This is a genomic window from Arthrobacter sp. UYEF3, from assembly GCF_040546245.1.
In the GTDB taxonomy this organism is placed as follows: Bacteria; Actinomycetota; Actinomycetes; order Actinomycetales; family Micrococcaceae; genus Arthrobacter.
The window spans coordinates 24573-42216 of sequence record NZ_JBEPNK010000029.1; the positions used below are offsets into that span (position 1 = coordinate 24573).

The 17644-nt window shown below is 67.8% G+C and carries 14 protein-coding genes and 1 pseudogene; 5 read left to right on the forward strand and 10 right to left on the reverse strand.

Going from position 1 to position 17644, the window contains the following annotated elements; all coding sequences use genetic code 11:
- Window positions 1-72: 72 nt before the first annotated feature.
- Window positions 73-1737 (forward strand): amidohydrolase, encoded by a 1665-nt coding sequence (locus tag ABIB14_RS16380; RefSeq protein WP_354236970.1) that lies wholly within the window; start codon window positions 73-75, stop codon window positions 1735-1737.
- Window positions 1738-1849: 112 nt separating this feature from the next.
- Window positions 1850-2587, forward strand: a complete 738-nt coding sequence (locus tag ABIB14_RS16385; protein ID WP_354236971.1) for a polyprenol monophosphomannose synthase — start codon at window positions 1850-1852, stop codon at window positions 2585-2587.
- A gap of 92 nt (window positions 2588-2679) precedes the next feature.
- On the opposite strand, the pseudogene ABIB14_RS16390 reads toward ABIB14_RS16385, so the two are convergent.
- The 5 genes and pseudogenes from ABIB14_RS16390 to ABIB14_RS16410 all read right to left on the reverse strand — a co-directional run bounded on the left by ABIB14_RS16390 (window position 2680) and on the right by ABIB14_RS16410 (window position 7571).
- Window positions 2680-3880: pseudogene (locus ABIB14_RS16390) on the reverse strand (IS30 family transposase).
- Between the two features lie 532 nt (window positions 3881-4412).
- Complete coding sequence (locus ABIB14_RS16395) at window positions 4413-4760, reverse strand: RNA polymerase-binding protein RbpA (protein WP_354236972.1); 348 nt, start codon at window positions 4758-4760, stop codon at window positions 4413-4415.
- 311 nt (window positions 4761-5071) lie between these two features.
- Window positions 5072-5968 carry an SPFH domain-containing protein gene (locus ABIB14_RS16400; protein WP_354236973.1) on the reverse strand — a complete coding sequence of 299 codons (897 nt, stop codon included), beginning with the start codon at window positions 5966-5968 and terminating at the stop codon, window positions 5072-5074.
- A 123-nt stretch (window positions 5969-6091) separates the two neighbouring features.
- Window positions 6092-6568 carry an NfeD family protein gene (locus ABIB14_RS16405; RefSeq protein ID WP_354236974.1) on the reverse strand — a complete coding sequence of 159 codons (477 nt, stop codon included), beginning with the start codon at window positions 6566-6568 and terminating at the stop codon, window positions 6092-6094.
- 124 nt (window positions 6569-6692) lie between these two features.
- Window positions 6693-7571, reverse strand: coding sequence for a methyltransferase domain-containing protein (locus tag ABIB14_RS16410; protein ID WP_354236975.1), 879 nt, complete (start codon window positions 7569-7571; stop codon window positions 6693-6695).
- A 111-nt stretch (window positions 7572-7682) separates the two neighbouring features.
- Here ABIB14_RS16410 and ABIB14_RS16415 point away from each other — a divergent pair, with 111 nt between their 5' ends.
- Window positions 7683-9722, forward strand: a complete 2040-nt coding sequence (locus tag ABIB14_RS16415) for a S9 family peptidase (protein ID WP_354236976.1) — start codon at window positions 7683-7685, stop codon at window positions 9720-9722.
- Here ABIB14_RS16415 and ABIB14_RS16420 read toward each other — a convergent pair.
- The 5 genes from ABIB14_RS16420 to ABIB14_RS16440 form a co-directional block, all read right to left on the reverse strand.
- Complete coding sequence (locus ABIB14_RS16420; protein WP_354236977.1) at window positions 9719-10414, reverse strand: peptide deformylase; 696 nt, start codon at window positions 10412-10414, stop codon at window positions 9719-9721. The two genes, ABIB14_RS16415 and ABIB14_RS16420, sit on opposite strands and share 4 nt — an antisense overlap.
- A 9-nt stretch (window positions 10415-10423) precedes the next feature.
- A complete protein-coding gene (locus tag ABIB14_RS16425) occupies window positions 10424-11404 on the reverse strand; it encodes a hypothetical protein (protein WP_354236978.1) in 981 nt (326 codons plus the stop codon).
- A gap of 63 nt (window positions 11405-11467) precedes the next feature.
- On the reverse strand, window positions 11468-12595 hold the full coding sequence (locus tag ABIB14_RS16430) for an FAD-dependent oxidoreductase (RefSeq protein WP_354236979.1): 1128 nt from the start codon (window positions 12593-12595) through the stop codon (window positions 11468-11470).
- A complete protein-coding gene (locus tag ABIB14_RS16435; protein ID WP_502909686.1) occupies window positions 12592-13266 on the reverse strand; it encodes a methyltransferase domain-containing protein in 675 nt (224 codons plus the stop codon). Before ABIB14_RS16435 ends, ABIB14_RS16430 begins: the two co-directional genes overlap by 4 nt.
- Window positions 13267-13319: 53 nt before the next feature.
- Complete coding sequence (locus ABIB14_RS16440; protein ID WP_354236980.1) at window positions 13320-14564, reverse strand: type III polyketide synthase; 1245 nt, start codon at window positions 14562-14564, stop codon at window positions 13320-13322.
- Window positions 14565-14708: 144 nt separating this feature from the next.
- Here ABIB14_RS16440 and ABIB14_RS16445 point away from each other — a divergent pair, with 144 nt between their 5' ends.
- Both ABIB14_RS16445 and ABIB14_RS16450 read left to right on the forward strand, forming a co-directional pair.
- Entirely contained in the window at window positions 14709-17114 is a 2406-nt protein-coding gene (locus ABIB14_RS16445) for an ATP-binding cassette domain-containing protein (protein ID WP_354236981.1), read from the forward strand.
- A gap of 163 nt (window positions 17115-17277) precedes the next feature.
- The gene (locus tag ABIB14_RS16450; RefSeq protein WP_354236982.1) at window positions 17278-17424 is read left to right on the forward strand and encodes a lmo0937 family membrane protein; all 147 of its coding nucleotides are present in this window, start codon (window positions 17278-17280) and stop codon (window positions 17422-17424) included.
- Window positions 17425-17644: the final 220 nt, after the last annotated feature.

A 17644-nucleotide genomic window follows, 5' to 3' on the forward strand; every position in this document is an offset into this window, starting at 1 on the left:
CTGATGACCGTCAACCCTTAGTTTCCCCGTGTCCGGCCCGCCGCCGGCGCCCAGCTACCAGGAGTCCCCACCATGACCGCTTCACCGTCTCCGGCACCGCGCAAGGTGACGCTGTACCGCAACGGCTCTGTCTACACGGCCGCTGACCCCTTCGCTACGGCCATGCTGGTTGACGGCGACACGGTGGCCTGGGTCGGTGCAGAACAGGCCGCCACCTCCATCGCCGACTCCTCGATGGAGGTCATCGACCTGCAGGGCGCCCTCCTCGCCCCCGGCTTCGTCGACTCACACGTCCACCTGACCGAGACCGGGATTGCGCTGGATTCGTTGGAGCTGGGCGGTGTCCGCTCGGCCGCGGAACTGCTCGACGCCGTCGCCGGGTTCTGCGCCTCCGCTTCCAGCGAGGGCGGCACGGTGCTGGGGCACGGCTGGGACGAGACGCTGTGGGCCGATGCCGCCCTGCCCAGCCGCGACGAGCTGGAACGCGCCGCCGGCGGCAAGCCGGTGTACCTGTCGCGGGTGGATGTGCACTCGGCCCTCGTCTCCGCGTCGTTGGCGGCCGCCTCCGGGCTCGAAGGCCTTGACGGCGATGAAAACGGCGGCCAGGTCAAACGGGACGCCCACATCGCCGCGCGGCTCGCCGCCAGGAGTCTGCCGGCCGGGGCGCTGCGCGGTTACCAGCGTGCCGCGCTGGCCGAGGCGGCCGCCAACGGGTACGTGGCCCTGGCCGAAATGGCGGCCCCACATATAGGCGGCGTCGAAGACCTGGTGCTCGCGGCAGGCTGGAACTCCGCAGACCGGGCCGGCCGCGCCTTCCCGGAGGTCCTGCCCTACTGGGGCGAACTGGCCGGCTCGGCAGACCAGGCCAGGTCCATCCTCGAAGGGCTGGGAGTGGCGGTGCTGGGCCTGGCCGGGGACCTGAACATGGACGGCTCGATCGGATCGCGCACGGCTGCGCTGCGCAGCGACTACTCCGACGAGCCGGGGGAACGGGGCAGCCGGTACCTCTCCGTCGACGAGGCCGCCGCGCATCTGGCAGCGTGCTCGGTGCTGGGCATCCAGGCAGGCTTCCATGTCATTGGCGACGCCGGGCTGGACGCGGCGCTGGAGGCCCTGGACCGGGCCGCCGTCGACGTCGGTGAACAGCGCATCCGCGCGGCCGGCCACCGTCTGGAGCACGTAGAAATTGCCGACCAGGACGCCATCGAACGGCTGGCGAAGTACTCGGTGACGGTTAGCGCCCAGCCGGTCTTCGACGCCCGCTGGGGCGGCGGGGACAGCCTCTACGCCCAACGGCTGGGTTCCCGCCACACAGGCATGAACCCCTTCGGCTCCTTCTACGCCGCCGGGGTGCCGGTCTGCTTCGGCACCGACAGCCCGGTCACCCCGCTGCGGCCCTGGTCCAGTGTGCGGGCGTGCCTGGAGCACCACAACGCCGCCGAGCGGATCTCCGCCCGGGCGGCCTTCCTGGGCCACACCAGGGCCGGCTGGCGCGCCGCCCGGTACCGGAACCCGATGGCGGGCCAGCTCGTTCCGGGCGCCCCGGCCAGCTTCGCGGTCTGGGAGGTCGAAGAGCTGATGGTGCAGGTGGCGGACGGCAGGGTCCAGTCCTGGAGCACGGACCCGCGGGCCCGGACACCGCTATTGCCGGCCCTGGACACCGGCGACGATCCGGTCTGCCTGCAGACGGTACTGGACGGCGTCGAGCTCTTCTCCAACGGCTCGCTCGGAAGCTAGGCACACCGGGCGCCGGCCTGCTGACTGGCTATACTGGGGAGCTGTGCCTGTCATCGGTTAATTGCCGGTTGCCCGGGCCTTTCGACCGCCCCCTTTAAGGAAAGGCCCCGCTGTGCGCGTCCTCACGATCATCCCGACCTACAACGAGTTGGAATCGTTGCCTAAGACCCTGGGGCGCCTGCGCACAGCCGTGCCGGCCTCTGACGTCCTGGTGGTTGACGACAACAGCCCCGACGGCACGGGCGAGCTGGCGGACGGCATCGCGGCCGAGGACGGACAGGTCCACGTCCTGCACCGTGAGGGCAAGGCCGGACTCGGGGCGGCGTATATCGCCGGCTTCAAGTGGGGACTGGACGCCGGTTACGACATCCTCGTCGAGATGGACGCCGACGGATCGCACAAACCGGAGCAGTTGCCCCAGCTGATCGAAGCTGTGGAACAGGGCGCAGACCTCGCCATGGGTTCCCGCTGGGTTCCCGGCGGCAGCGTGGTGAACTGGCCGCTGTACCGCCAGGCGATCTCCCGCGTCGGCAGCACCTACGCGCGGATCATGCTGGGCCTCAAAATCAAGGACGTCACGGGCGGCTTCCGCGCTTTCCGCCGGAGCACCCTCGAGAAGCTCAATCTCGACTCGGTGGACTCGGTGGGCTACGGTTTCCAAGTGGACCTCGCCTGGCGTGTGGCCAAGCTGGGCCTGAACATTGTCGAACGACCCATCACGTTCGTGGAGCGGGAACTGGGCGCCTCGAAGATGAGCGGCAACATCGTGGTGGAGGCCATGATCAACGTCACCAGATGGGGCCTCACCGCACGCTGGAACACGCTTAGCCGCAAGCTCGTCCGCAAGTAGCGGATGCCCCCGGCCCGCCTGGTTCGGGCGTAAAAAAGGGCCGGGCCCGCACATGTTGGGCGGGTTCTAGGGGTCGTTGCAACACCTGTTGGTTAGGTGGTTAGTAGTAAATCACGTAAACGCTCGGCTGGAGTATTCCAGCCGAGCGTTTTGCGTGGGCGTCCGTTGAGTTCCTGCGCGACGTGTTCGAGGTCTTCAGGCCCGTAGACGGACAGGTCGCGCCCTTCGGGAAGTACTGGCGCAGCAGCCCGTTGGTGTTCTCGTTCGAGCCGCGTTGCCAGGGGCTGGCGGGATCGCAGAAATAGACGGGCATGTCGGTGGCAAGGGTGAAGGATTTGTGGGTGGCCATTTCCGCGCCCTGGTCCCAGGTCAGGGATCCTCGCAGGTGCGCGGGCAGGGTGGCCATGGTCTTGACGAGGCCGTCGCGGACGGTTTCGGCGGTGTGGTCATGTGGCAGGTGGACGAGCATCACGTAGCGGGTGGTCCGTTCGACCAGGGTCGCGATCGCTGACTGGTTATAGGCGCCGGTAATGAGGTCCCCTTCCCAATGGCCTGGCACGGCGCGGTCCTCGATCTCGGGCGGGCGCTCGGAAATCATGACCATCGAGTCCACGAACCTGGGGTGCGTTGCTCGCCGGTGCGGTGGGGTTTGCGGCGGGTCCGGCCGGTGCGCAGCGCTGCCTGTATCTCGCGTTTGAGGCCGCCTCTGGCCTGGACGTAGAGGGCTTGATAGATCGTCTCTGGGCTCACACGCATCTCCGGGTTGTCGGGGAACTCTTCGACCAGCGTGTGGCTGATCTGCTCCGGAGACCAGCGTAGGAGCAGCTTGTCCTTCACGTAGTCGCGCAGGTCCGAGTCGCCAGCGAGCTTGGCCGTCTTGGGCCGGGCCCGCCGGGCAGCGGCCTTCCGATGCGCCCCGTGCGGCAGGTAGCCCATCCGGGAATCGGTATTCCTGGCCAGCTCGCGGCTGATCGTTGCAGGCGATCGTCCCAGGGCGTGGGCGAACGCCTTGATCGAAGTGCCGGCGGCGTGCAGGTCTCGGATCAGCTCCCGTTCCTGCACGGTCAGGAACCGCGGATCGATAGATTTCTCCAACGCTGATACCGGTACGGGGACCAGGGTCGTTCCGGTCGTGCCGGCGGGAGAGGTCATGGTGGTCACACCACGTTTGTAGTCGACGATTCGGCCATCCGGGTAAATGCGTCGGCCGCCGGACTTACGGATTCCCTGGTCCCACTCTTCGGCGGTCCGGAGATGTATCCCGACCGCTGCGGCAGCTTTGCGCCGACTCACGCCGGTCTTGCGCAGCCGGAAGTACTCATCCCGGCCTGGGTGAGGACCCGTCCCCGTCTTGCCATGGCTTTTCAGCCCGGCTTTACGGACCCAACCGGCGCAAGTTGCGGGATTCAGTCCCAACTCCCGTGCGGCCTGCGTCGTGCTCTTGACGCAGTCGAACACGACGAAGAACTCAGCCTTCTGCGCAGGCGTGTATCTCCTCTGCCCAGCTTCCCGATTCCGTGGGACCCGCTCAAGGAGCCGAGATTTATGGACCCATTGGTAGCACGTCATCTGATTGAAGCCGAGCTCCGCCGCGGCCGCGCTCACACTCCCACACCGGTCCAACACCGAAAAGAACTGAGCCTTCTGCTCCGGCGTGTATTCCCTCCGGCTGGCAGCTTCCTTCGTTAAAGACGACACGGTCGTTGCAACTCCCAAAAATTCTGGGTGTTGCAACGACCGCTAGAACCCGCCTTGGCGCGGGCCCGGCCCTTTTCATGGCTGCGGCCTGGCCGCCGATCAGCCGCCGAAAGTGTGAGGCGGGTGCCTAAGCAGAGCGGCGTTCACCGCGGCGTTCGCGCAGAACCGTGAGCCGGTCTTCGAGGATCTGCTCCAGCTCCGGCAGCGAGCGACGTTCCAGCAGCATGTCCCAGTGTGTGCGGACGGCCTTCTCGTTACCATTGACGGGGCGTTCACCGTTGACCAGCAGGGCTTCCTTGCCGGTCTTCGAAACCCACAGCGCGGGGACCTCGGCTTCCGAGGAAAAGGTCACGAAGACCTGCTCGCCGTCCGCACAGCGGTACTCAACCCGCTGGCGCGGAGCCGGTTCGACGCCGGATTCGGTCTCCATGCTCTGTGCGCCAAGGCGCATACCCCGCAGGCTGCGATCGCTCATCTTTTCTCCCTCATGATCGGTTCGCAGGGCCGGGCCCTGCGCTAGCCGGGGCCGCTGGGACCTCGCCGGACTATTTAGTGCGTTGCGTTCATCCACTGCAGAATTCCGCAGAATTCGTCAGTGGGTATAACGCGCCGCGAAGCGTAATTGTTCCGGCTGGCTGAACCGACCGGACAAATACACAAGTATACACGGGTGCGGCAGCGCAGGTAAATTCGAGCCGGGCGGACACGGCGCCGGACAAGGCGCAGATCAGGCGAGGCACCCGCCGCAGCGGATGCCTCCCCGTTGCCCTCGAGGTGCTGCCCGGCTTAGGACTCCGAGCGCGGGTCGGGGTTGGTCCCGCCCAGGACACTGCCGATGCCTTTGAGTGCTTCGCCTACCTCGCTGGGGATAATCCACAGCTTGTTGGAGGAACCTTCGGCGAGCTTCGGCAGCGTCTGCAGGTACTGATAGGCCAGGAGCTTCTGGTCCGGGTTGCCCTTGTGGATGGCGTCGAAGACCTTCTGGATGGCTTGCGCCTCGCCGTCGGCCCGCAGAATTGCCGCTTGGGCGTCACCTTCCGCCTTCAGGATGGAGGACTGGCGCTGGCCTTCTGCGGTGAGGATGGCCGACTGCTTAGTACCTTCGGCGGTGAGGATGGCCGCGCGGCGGTCACGTTCGGCGCGCATCTGCTTCTCCATCGAGTCCTGGATCGAGTGGGGCGGATCAATCGCTTTGAGCTCCACCCTGGAGACCCGGATACCCCACCGTCCGGTCGCCTCGTCCAGCACGCCGCGTAGCTGGCCGTTGATCTGGTCGCGGGATGTGAGGGCTTCCTCAAGGTTCAGACCGCCCACCACGTTGCGCAGCGTGGTGGTGGTGAGCTGTTCGACGGCCTGGATGTAGTTGGCAATCTCGTACGTGGCCGCCCGCGCGTCGGTCACCTGGAAGTAGACCACGGTGTCGATGGAGACCACGAGGTTGTCTTCGGTGATCACAGGCTGCGGCGGGAAGGAGACGACCTGTTCGCGCAGGTCGAGCAGCGGCAGCAGCCGGTCAACGAAAGGAATCAGGATGGTCAGGCCGGGGTTCAACGTCCGTTGGTACTTGCCGAGACGTTCCACGACGCCGGCGCGGGCCTGCGGAACGATCCGCACCGAGCGGACCAGCACGATTATTACGAACGCAACGAGTACCAGCAGCACTATTGCGACTGCGATATCCATACATCACCTTTTCCCCAGTTATGTGGTTTTGCTTTTCTCTGTCGGCAGTTCGGCTGCCGCTGCCCCTGCGGCCGGTGGCGGCGGCAGGAAGAATGTGACCCGCTCAGGGGCGGCTTTACTGCGCTACTGCGCTGTCGAGTCCTGCTGGGCGGCCGGCTCCTGCGGGTCGACGACGGCGGTGGCACCGTCGATGGCCCGGACGACGACGCGCTGGCCGGCGGCCAGGACACCGGTATCCGAGCGGGCGGTCCATACGTCGCCGCCGATCTTGACCAGGCCTCCGTCGGCGCTGACAGGCTCCATGACCAGTGCGGATTCACCGATCAGGCGTTCGACGTTACTGCGCTGGTCGGCCGGGCTGCTGCGCAGGTGCTTGAGGGCGACCGGCCGCACGAAACCGATCATGAGCAGGGAGACCACGCTGAAGACGACGATCTGGAGCCAGAGGTCGGCGCCCGCGAATGCCGAGAGCAGGCCGGCCAGGGCGCCCCCGCCGAGCATGATGAAGAACAGGTCGAGGGTCAGCATCTCCACCACGGCGAACACCAGGAAGATCGTCAGCCACAGGGCCCACCAGTTGTCGGCCAGCCATTGAAACATCTCGTCCCCCTTGACGCCTAGCCCGGGGCCGCAGGCGCAGACCCCGTAACGTGGTTCTATCCTAAGCCGGACGGCAAGGGCGCGGGCGGGCTGCCTAAATCAGCCGGCGAACGTGGCCAACTCGTTACATTGATCCGGGGACAGCCGGCTCTTCCTGCAGCGCCAGCGGTTCGAAGAGGCTGATCCGGAACCGGGCGGAGGCGGCGGTCCGGGAGGGCAGGGCGGCAACCCTGGCGGCGAGGGCGTCGCGCTCCAGATGGTGCCCGGCCGGACCCATCAGGGCCAGGTTGGCGACGGCGGCGGGTGTCAGGCTCAGCGCCAGATCCAGTTCGCGCCCGGGGTGTGCCCGGAAGTGCCCGGCCAGGGTGGCCGCGAGGCGCTCCTCCTTGGCGGGTTCGATCCCCAGCATGCCGGTCTGCCCGGCGATCTCGGCCAGGTGCCCCGGCCTTGGGGTGACCACGATCAACCGGCCGCCCGGGCGCAGGACGCGGGCAAACTCGGCCGCGTTACGCGGCGCGAAAACGACGGTGACGACGTCGACGACGTCGTTCGCCAGCGGGAGAGGCTGCCAGACATCGCCGACGAGGTTGACCGCCTCCGGGTTCAGCCGCGCCGCCCGGCGGAGCGCGAATTTCGAGATGTCGAGGCCCACGGCCGCCGCCGGAACGCGGTCCAGCACGGCCCGGAGGTAGTGGCCGGTCCCGGTGCCTGCGTCCAGCACCGTGGCCCCGGCACCGGCGAGGAACGGTGCAGCGAGGTCGGCGACGGCTTCGGCGAGGCCCTGGTAGTGCCCGGCGGACAGGAAATCGAAGCGGGACGCGACCATGTCCGCGGAGTCCGCCTCAAAGACGGTGCCTTTCCCGGTCAGGAAATTGAAGTATCCCTGCCTGGCGGCGTCGAAACTGTGCCCGGCGGGGCAGACCAGCGAACGGGCTCCGCTGCCCGCCGCCAACGGACCCCGGCAGACGGGGCACACAAGGGCGGCGAACGAAGCGGGGAGCATAGTCTCCATCGTAGGGCCGCCGCGTTCCGGGACGTGCCGCGCTGCTGCCGTCCGCGCAACGCCGGTGTGAGGTAGTTCACTATGCGGGCTGTGGCGGCTAGGCTCGCACTCGTGAAATCCGAACATCTTCCCCTGCTCAAGTCCGTTTCGGCCCCCGCCGTTCACCCTGACGGCTCCCGGGCTGTCGTGTCCGTGCTCCGCCCCGATTTCGACGCCGACGCCTACGTGGGCCAGCTGTGGAACGTGCCGGTGGACCCGGCGTCGCCACCACGCCGGTTGACCCGCGGTTTCCGCGACACGTCGCCCGGTTTCTCCCCGGACGGCCAGGTGCTGGCGTTCCTCCGGGCCGAGCCGGGCGGCAAGCCGCAACTGCACATCGTCGAGGCCGCGGGCGGAGAGCCCGTACCCGTCACGGATGCGCCACTGGGCGTCAGCGCCTTTACCTGGTCGCCGGATTCGCAGAACATCGTCTTCAGCGCCAGGACGCCCGAAGACGGCCGCTACGGAACGGTGGACGGTGTCTCCGCGGGCGGCGAGGATGCACGGCTGATCACCGACTATAAGTACCGGATGAACGGCGTCGGCTACACGGCGGATAAGCCGCTGCAGCTCTTCGTCGTCGCGGCGCCGGCCCTCGACGAGGAACCCAAGGTGGCCCCGGCGGGCCGGGCGGTCAAGGCCGCATCCGCGGAAGCGGGCGGCAAGGATGCGGCGCGCCTGCCGGCGGCCCGCCAGCTAACGACGGCCGCGACCGACCACGAAGGTGCGAGCTACAGCACCGACGGCAAATCCGTGTACTTCACGGCCGCCCTGCACGAGGGCAGCGACGGCGACCTGGCCAGCGGGATCTACCGGATCGCGGTGGATCCGAAACCGGGGGATGCCGCCCCCGAACCCATCGCCCAGGCCAACGCCGGCCGGCAGTCCGTCTCGGCCGTCCGCCAGAGCCGCGACGGCGAGTGGCTGTACTTCGCGGCGGAGGATCTCGGCCCCTCCGGCCGGGACTTCGTGGCACGCAATACGGCACTCTACGTGCTGCCTGCCCGGGGCGGGGACGCCGTCCTGCTGAGCGACGCAGAGACCCACGACCTGGGCGGGAACCCGCTTGAACTGCGCGGCGCCGACGGAGTCCTGGTCTTGAACAACCACCGCGGCACCGTGCAGCTGATGGAATTCGGACCGGCCGGGCAGCGCAGCGTGCTGGTCGACGGCGACCGCGTGGTCACCGGCGCGGCCGAGGGCGGGGGATCACTGCTGCTGAGCTTCGCCGATGCGGGGACCGCCGGGGACGTCGCAGTCCTCGAGGGTGGCCGGGTCCGGGTTGCGAGCGACTTCTCGGCGCCGCTGCGTGGGGCCGGGATCATTGCCCCGCAGGAGCTCACTTTTGCCTCCGCGGACGGGTATCCGGTGCACGGCTGGCTGGTGAAGCCTGAAGTAGACGGACCCTGCCCGGTGCTGCTCAACATCCATGGCGGCCCGTTCGCCCAGTTCACAGGCGCGCTGTTCGATGAGGCCCAGGTGTACGCCGCGGCCGGGTACGCGGTGCTGATGTGCAATCCGCGCGGCTCCGCCGGCTACGGCCAGGCCCACGGCCGCATCATCAAGGAGCGGATGGGCACTGTGGACATGCAGGATGTCGTGGCCTTCCTGGACGGTGCACTGGAGAAGTTTGAGGAGCTCGACGGCGACGCCCTGGGCATCATGGGAGGATCCTACGGCGGTTACCTGACGGCCTGGACCATCAGCCATGACCACCGGTTCAAGGGCGCCATTGTGGAGCGCGGTTTCCTTGATCCGGTGAGCTTCACTGGATCATCGGACATCGGCTGGTTCTTCGGCGGCGAGTACACCGGCCTCGCTGCGGAGCAGATGGCGGCGCAAAGCCCCATGGCACGGGTGGACCACGTGCGGACGCCCACCCTCGTGATCCACAGCGAGGACGACCTGCGCTGCCCGGTGGAGCAGGGCCAGCGCTATTTCACCGCCCTCAAGCAGCTCGGCGTGGAAGCTGCCTTCCTGGTCTTCCCTGGAGAAAACCACGAGCTGTCCCGCTCCGGCACCCCGCACCACCGCAGGCAGCGTTTCGACCAGGTCCTGAAGTGGTGGTCACGCCATCTTCCGACGGCGGCCAATCCGGCCCCGGTGGGCTAACCGGCGGACTCGCCCGGCAGGAACCCCAGTTCTTGCCGGGCGTGGGTGATGTCCGGCTGGGCCCAGCGGGCGGAGTACTCGGCGTTGCTGCTGAGCGACCGCAGTTCCGCCCGGTCCAGGTAGAGAATCCCGTGCAGGTGGTCCGTTTCGTGCTGCACTATGCGCGCCTGCCAGCCGGTGAAGTTCCGCTGCTGGGCGGTCCCGTCCAGCGCGGTGTAGTCCAGCCGCACGGATTCCGGACGCAGCACGGCCGCCTGCAGCCCGTTCAGCGACAGGCATCCCTCGTAGAATGCCTTCCGCGAAGTGCCCAGCGGCTCATAGCGCGGGTTCAGCACGGCGAAGAACGGCAACGCTTCCCTGCCGCGGACTGCCGCAACGTCCGGGTCGACGTCGAACCTGTCCTCCAGAACCGCGATCTGCAGGGGAATCCCCAGCTGCGGTGCGGCCAGGCCGACTCCCGGCGCCATGTACATGACGCGGCGCATTACGTCGATCAGCCGACCGAGCTCGGCGTCGTCGAGCTGGCCGGTGAAAGGCACAGCTTGTTGCCGGAGCACCGGGTGGCCCGCCTGGACGATGGGCGGCAGCACCTCGGAGCCCAGGACTTGGTCCACGGTTTCCCTGATGCGTTCGGCGCTGACGTCAGCGGTGCGGGCTTCGCGGATGGTTTCGTTCCTGCTGTCTGGGGACATGGAAACAGACTACTGGCGTCCGCACGCGGAAGTGACGAACTCGTAGATGCTTCCGCGCAGTTGCGCTCCCGCGCCGATCTTGAGTTCTCCCTCCCGCCCGGCGACGGTGACGTGCAGCGGGAGCAATGTGCCTACCTTGTCGTCCGCAACGGCATGCGGGTCACACCGGGCCGGCCGGATGCCCAGCCGCAGCTCGCGCAGGGGTCCGGCGGCGTCGACCCGCAGCCCGGTGGGCCAGGGAACGGTCGGATCCTCCGCCAGAAGCGTGGTCCCGCCGATGCTGTTGATGATCAGCGTGCCTCCTGCAGCATCAACACCGCCGGCCGGGTTCCGCGGGGTGATCACGAGCCGCACGACGGCGGTCTTGCCGCCCGGTGCGACTTCGAGGTCCGGGCTGAGCCTGAGATCGGCAACCGCGGCGGCGGCCTGCGCCGCGCAGAGTTCGGCGTTGTTCCGGGCCAGGACGCCGAAGGGGTCGGCCGCCGCCGCAGTGACCGGGTTGCCTGTGGTCCCGGCGGCAGCGGCGAGCCGGACCTCGATCACGGCGGACGGGTGGGCCGTTTGGCCGGACTGCGCGGTTTGGCCGGACTGCGCGGTTTGGCCGGACTGCGGCTCCTGGTCCGCGCAGGAGGCGGCGGGGAGCTGGGCGGGCAGGCTCTTCGTCTGGCCCGGCGGCAATTCCGTTCCGGCGGCCGGGGACCTCCAGATGATCCCGGCAGCAAAGAGCGGACTCTTTAGCTCGGCCGCGAGCACGGTGACGGCATTGTCAGTGGTGTTAGTCAGTTGGATCTCGATGATCTGTTTGCTGTAGTTGTCGCGGAACTGGCTGATAGCCGCAATCAGTGGAGCCGAACCGGCAGTCGGCCCGGCAGTTGCCGTCGGCGATCCGCTGCCGGGGGCTATGGTGCCCGGCCCGGCACGGCAGGATGCGGCCGCCAGCAGGGCCAGGATCATGGCGGACCATCGAAGGGTCGGGGAAAGGCTACCCATCCGGTCAGTCTAGGCCGCGGGGCCGACAGCCGGTACGGCCGCCCAATCGCGCCTTCGGCGCTGCTACTGCATGGTGAACCGGCGCGCCACCAGCCGGTTGGCGGCCGGGAACGCGGCTACGGCGGCGACGGCGCCGTCTCGCGCGGCCAGCAGCCCTCCCCGCAGCGGCCGGCCCAACGCCATATTAATCTCCGCCTGCCTCACCGCCCGCGCCGCCCGGCGCCGCCGATTCCGTTCGAATGCCGGCAAGCCGGAGCCGCTGCCGGCCACGGCCGCCGGTACCAGGGGCGCCAGCGCCAGCGCGTCGAGCCAGCCCAAATTCATGCCCTGGCCACCGATCGGGCTGATCTCGTGTGCCGCGTCGCCGATCAGGATGCCGCGTCCGATTACCATGCGGCGGACCAGGCGGGAGCGCACGCCGAAGCCGCTGAGCATGCTGTTGCTTCCGGCGTCCACGGGGATGTCGGTCCGGCGCCGGATCTCCCGGGCCAGCCAAACGGCGTCCGGTGTTGCGCCGGCCGAACCCAGCCGGACCACCCACCGTCGCAGCATCCCCGGCAGCGGAAACGACTCCACGATACCGCCGGGGGCCAGGAAGAGGACGGCTGCCGGCCCGAAGCCGGTGCCGTCGGCGAAGTCGCCCATCAGGTACCGGTCCGGATAATTCCTGCACCGCAGCGGCGCGCCGAAAGCCGCACGGGCAACAGAACGCACCCCGTCGGCACCGATCACCAGGCGAGCCCGGACGCTGACCGCCCGTCCTCCCAGGCATGCCTCAACCGTGACCCCGTGGCCGTCGTCGTGCAGTCCCATGACCCGGACGCCGCGGCGGAGCGCTGCCGGGTCGAGCCCCAGCACCCGTTGGGCCAGGACCGCCTCGGTTGATCCCTGGGGCAGCGACAGCACGAACGGGAACCGCTGTGAGACCCCGGCAAAGGACATTTCCGCCAGCGTGGCTCCGCCGCTGATGGCGAGGCCGTGCCGGATCGGGACGCCGCGCCGGACCAGCTCCTCGGCCACCCCGATCCGTGCCAGGGCTTCCAGGGCCGGCGGGTGGATGCCGATGGCCCGCGAGTGCGGTTCCGGGCCGGTCCGCTGCTCCAGCACCGTGACGTCGACCCCCTCCTGCAGCAACAAGGCGGCCATGAACAGCCCCACCGGGCCACTGCCGATGATCACGACGTCGGTCATGCGCCGGCCACGGAGCGTGGCCCGTGCGCTTTGTCGAGGATGAGCAGGTTCCGATACGGGGAGCGGGAAAGCACGGTCCAGCCCGGGGGAGCGGCGTCCCTCAGTTCGGCCATGGTGTAGCTGCGCCGGATCGAGGTCAGGCCGTCCTTCCTGATGTAGGAACCGCGGAAGGGCAGGGCGCCCGCGGAGAACAGCGCAAAGGCGGCCGCGCTGCGCCGGAGGTCGTTGTGGATGACCGTGCCGGCGCTCAGCGCGGCGGAGTCGGTGAGGAAGCCGGTCAGCTCGGCGGGGCGCAGGTGGTGCAGTACGTGGTTGGACACCACGACGTCGAAGCGTTCCCCGTCGCGCAGCAGCTCGGCCGAGCTCTGCCGCCGGAAGGTCACGCCGGCGCGCCTCCGCCGGTGCGCGGCGAACGCGGCGGCCCGCGGGTCCGGGTCGATCGCCGTGACCGCCAGGCGAAGCCCGTCGCGGGCCGCCCAGCGGGACAGCAGCACGGCCACGTCGCCGCCGCCGCAGCCGATGTCCAGCAGCGTCGTGGCGGTTTCCGCGGAGAGCAGCGGCCTGAGTCGATGCCGGTAGATGCCCCTCCAGCCGGAGACTGCGCGGTTGACCGCGGCGAACTGGGCGTAGGTCCGGGCCAGGCGGGCGGGGTCGCAGTCGGGCCGGTCCATCTCCTCGACGGCGTCCACGGCGCGGGTTCGCAGCAGGAGCACGGTGCCGCCGCTCAGGCCAGGGCCGATTCAGGCCTGAGCATCCCATGCTGCTCCGCCTCGGCGTCGGGCCCGGCGGTCCGCGGTGCGCTGATCTTGGTGAACAGCGCGGTTTCCACCGTAAGTCCCGGGCCGAACGCCATCGAGCAGATGCGTTCCCCGCTGTCGACGTCGTTCGTTGCACCGCCGTCTGCAGGGCTGCCGGCGGCGCCGTTCGTGGGGAGATCAAGGATGTGCCGGATCACGAACAGGACCGTGGCACTGCTCATGTTGCCGTAGTTGCGCAGCGTTTCCCTGGCCGGCAGCAGCTGCTCATCGCTGAGCTCCAGCCTGGACTGCACCTTGTCCAGGATGCTCCGGCCGCCGGGATGGATGGCCCAGTGCCGGATGTCCCGGTAGGGGAGTCCGCCCAGCGAGGCGTCCCTGGCCAGGAGCGGTTCGAGGGCGCCGACAATGTGATCCTCGATGATGTGCGGGACGTAGGTGCCGAGGACCATTTCGAAGCCTTCGTCCCCGATGTTCCACGCCATTGCCTCCTCGCCGACCGGCGTCAGGACCGTTTCAAAATGGTCCAGGCTCAGCAGCGCCGGCTGGTCGGGCAACTCCCGGGCGCTGATGACGGCGGCAGCGGCGCCGTCGGCGAACAACGCGGACCCCATGATGGTGTCCGGGTCGTTGGACGTCCGGACGTGGAGGGAGCACAGTTCCGCGCAGACCACCAGCACCACGGCGTCCGGATCGGCGTCGCAAAAGGATTTGGCGGCCCGCAGTGCCGGGAAGGCGGCATAGCATCCCATGAAGCCGAGATGGTAACGATGGACCGCGGGGTTCAGCCCGAGTGCCCGGACAATCTTGTAGTCCGGCCCGGGGTTGAAGAACCCCGTGCAGGAGACGGTGATCAGATGGGTGACGTCGCCGGGACCGATGCCCGGGCAGGCGGCGACCGCCTGCTCCGCCGCCGCGATGAAGAGTTTGGTGGCTTCGACAGCGAAAATGTCGTTCCTGACCTTGGTACTGGGGCTCAGCAGCAGGCCCGTGGCGGGGTCGAAGAACTGCGGGTTCTCGGCCCGGCTGCGGGTGGTCAGTTCCCTGACGGCGGTGTAACGCGTGTCGATCGCCGCGGAGTCGAAGCAGGTGTTGACGAGCCGGGAGCCGAGCCTGCTCAGCCCGGGCTGGGCGGCAAACACATCGCGAGCTTCGGCTTGGATCAATACGGTGGGCGGGACAGCAGTTTCCAGGGACCTCAGGTAGACCGTCATGGTTCATTCTCAATGCGGCCGTCCGATATGACAATGGATTCCCTGCGGCGGAAAGTCAGCCCACCGGCTGTTCTAAGCTGGTCCCAACGAGCCGGCAGCGCGGTCGGAACCGCGACACGGCGCCGCCTCACCAAGGGAGACACGATGAGCACGGCCCCCGGTACGGATGCGAAGACAAAAACACAGCCGTCTGCGCTGCACGTCGCTGACACGCACGAGCTGATCCGCGTGCAGGGCGCGCGGGAAAACAACCTTAAGGACGTCAGCCTGGAAATCCCGAAGCGCCGGCTGACGGTGTTTACCGGCGTCTCCGGCTCGGGTAAGAGCTCACTGGTGTTCGCAACAATTGCCGCGGAGTCGCAGCGGATGATCAACGAAACGTACAGCGCCTTCGTCCAGGGCTTCATGCCGGCGCTGTCCCGGCCAGATGTTGACCACCTCGAAGGACTGACGACGGCGATCATCGTCGACCAGGAACGGATGGGTTCGAACCCCCGGTCCACCGTCGGCACCGCGACCGACGCGAATGCGATGCTGCGGATCCTGTTCAGCCGGCTCGGGATGCCGCAAATTGGCTCGCCCAACGCCTACTCCTTCAATGTTCCGTCCGTGAGGGCCAGCGGCGCCATCACCGTCGAGCGCGGCGCGGGCAAGACGAAGACCGAGAAAGCCACCTTCAACCGGCTCGGCGGAATGTGTCCGCGCTGCGAGGGTATGGGTTCGGTGACAGACTTCGACCTGACCGCCCTGTACGACGACAGCAAATCGCTGGCCGACGGTGCTCTGACAATTCCCGGCTACAGCATGGACGGCTGGTACGGCCGCATCTTCAGCGGTTCCGGTTTCTTCGACATGGACAAGCCTGTCGGCAAGTTCACCAAGAAGCAACTGCACGACCTGCTGTACAAGGAGCCGACCAGGATCAAGGTCGAGGGCATCAACCTCACGTACGAGGGCCTGATTCCGAAGATCCAGAAGTCCATGCTTTCCAAGGATCGGGATTCCATGCAGCCGCACATCCGCGCCTTCGTGGACCGGGCTATCACCTTCACGGGTTGCCCCGATTGCGGGGGCACCCGGCTCAGCCAGGCGGCTCTGTCCTCGAAGATCAAGGGCAAGAACATCGCCGAGCTCTGCTCGATGCAGATCAGCGACCTGGCCGGCTGGGTCCGGGAACTCGACGAGCCGTCCGTGGCCCCGCTGGTGGGCGGCCTGCAGCACCTGCTGGACTCCTTCGCGGACATCGGCCTCGGCTACCTCTCATTGGACCGGCCAGCGGGCACCCTGTCCGGGGGAGAAGCGCAGCGGACCAAAATGCTCCGCCACCTGGGATCCTCGCTCACCGACATCACCTATGTCTTTGACGAGCCCACGATCGGCCTGCACCCGCACGACATCGAGCGGATGAACGGCCTGCTGGTGCAACTGCGGGACAAGGGCAACACCGTACTCGTCGTCGAACATAAGCCCGAGACCATCGCGATAGCCGACCACGTCGTGGACCTTGGCCCCGGCGCCGGCACCGCCGGCGGCGAGGTTGTCTTCCAGGGCACCGTTGAGGACCTGCGGGGGAGTGACACCACCACCGGCCGGCACCTGGATGACCGCGCTGTGCTGAAGGAGTCCGTGCGTGCCTCAACCGGTGCTCTGAGGATCCAGGGCGCTTCGACGCACAACCTCCGGAACGTCGACGTCGCTATTCCGCTGGGGGTACTCTGCGTACTCACAGGTGTGGCCGGGTCCGGCAAGAGTTCGCTGATCAATGGTTCGGTGGCCGGCCGGGACGGCGTGGTGGTGATCGACCAGGGCGCGATCCGGGGTTCGCGCCGCAGCAACCCCGCGACCTACAGCGGACTGCTGGAGCCGATTCGGAAGGCGTTCGGGAAGGCCAACGGGGTCAAGCCTGCGCTCTTCAGCTCCAACTCAGAGGGCGCGTGCCCCACTTGCAACGGGGCCGGTGTGATCTACACCGACCTGGGCGTCATGGCCACCGTGGAATCGACCTGTGAGGAATGCGGCGGCAAACGGTTCCAGGCGTCGGTGCTGGAGTACACGCTCGGCGGCCGGAACATCGCCGAGGTCCTGGCGATGCCGGTGACCGCGGCCGAGGGGTTTTTCGGCGACGGCGACGCGAAGACGCCGGCCGCGCACAAGGTCCTGGCCCGGCTCGCCGACGTCGGCCTCGGCTACCTCAGCCTCGGCCAGCCGCTCACGACGCTCTCCGGCGGCGAACGGCAGCGGCTCAAACTGGCCACCCAGATGGCCGAGAAGGGCGAGGTCTACGTCCTCGACGAGCCGACCACCGGGCTGCACCTTGCCGATGTCGGGAACCTCCTGGGGCTGCTGGACCGGCTGGTGGATTCGGGCAAGTCCGTGATCGTCATCGAGCACCACCAGGCGGTCATGGCGCACGCGGACTGGATCATCGACCTGGGCCCCGGCGCCGGCCACGCAGGCGGCCGGATCGTCTTCGAGGGCACGCCGGCCGGCCTGGTCGACGCAGGGTCGACCCTCACCGGCGAACATCTGGCGGCCTACGTCGGCGCCTGAGCCGGGCCGGCCTGCCCGTGTCCCTGGGCCGAACGAAGTTTAGCCATTTCCAAGAACCCGATCCTGGCATACAGTGAAGCGGCATCAGGGTCGATCGGAGCGGGATTTTCCTGCCGGCAACGGCCCTTGGTGTTTCGTCTGCAGATAATCAAGGGAGACTCTCATGTTGCTTTGGATAGCCATCATCATTGCTGTTCTCTGGCTGCTCGGCTTGATCGGCGGCATCGGCGGCGGGTTCATTCACCTGCTTTTGGTTGTTGCCGTCGTGGTGCTGATCTTCCACTTCATCCGTGGCAGGTCCCGCGCGTAGGGGCAACGACATGCAGCTGCCTCCGCAGCGGGAAATTCCAGCCCCTTCCGGACGGTCTATAAAACGCCGATAATCAACATTATGTAAGGTTGGCGGTCAAGCGGGCGGCTGGCTGGTTGGATCGCATGTCCTGTCTCAATTTAGTTGGCCATTTTCGCAACTTACCTGGCCACCTACGGGTTTCTGGGGTTTGTCTCAGTTAATCTGGCCACATGGATGC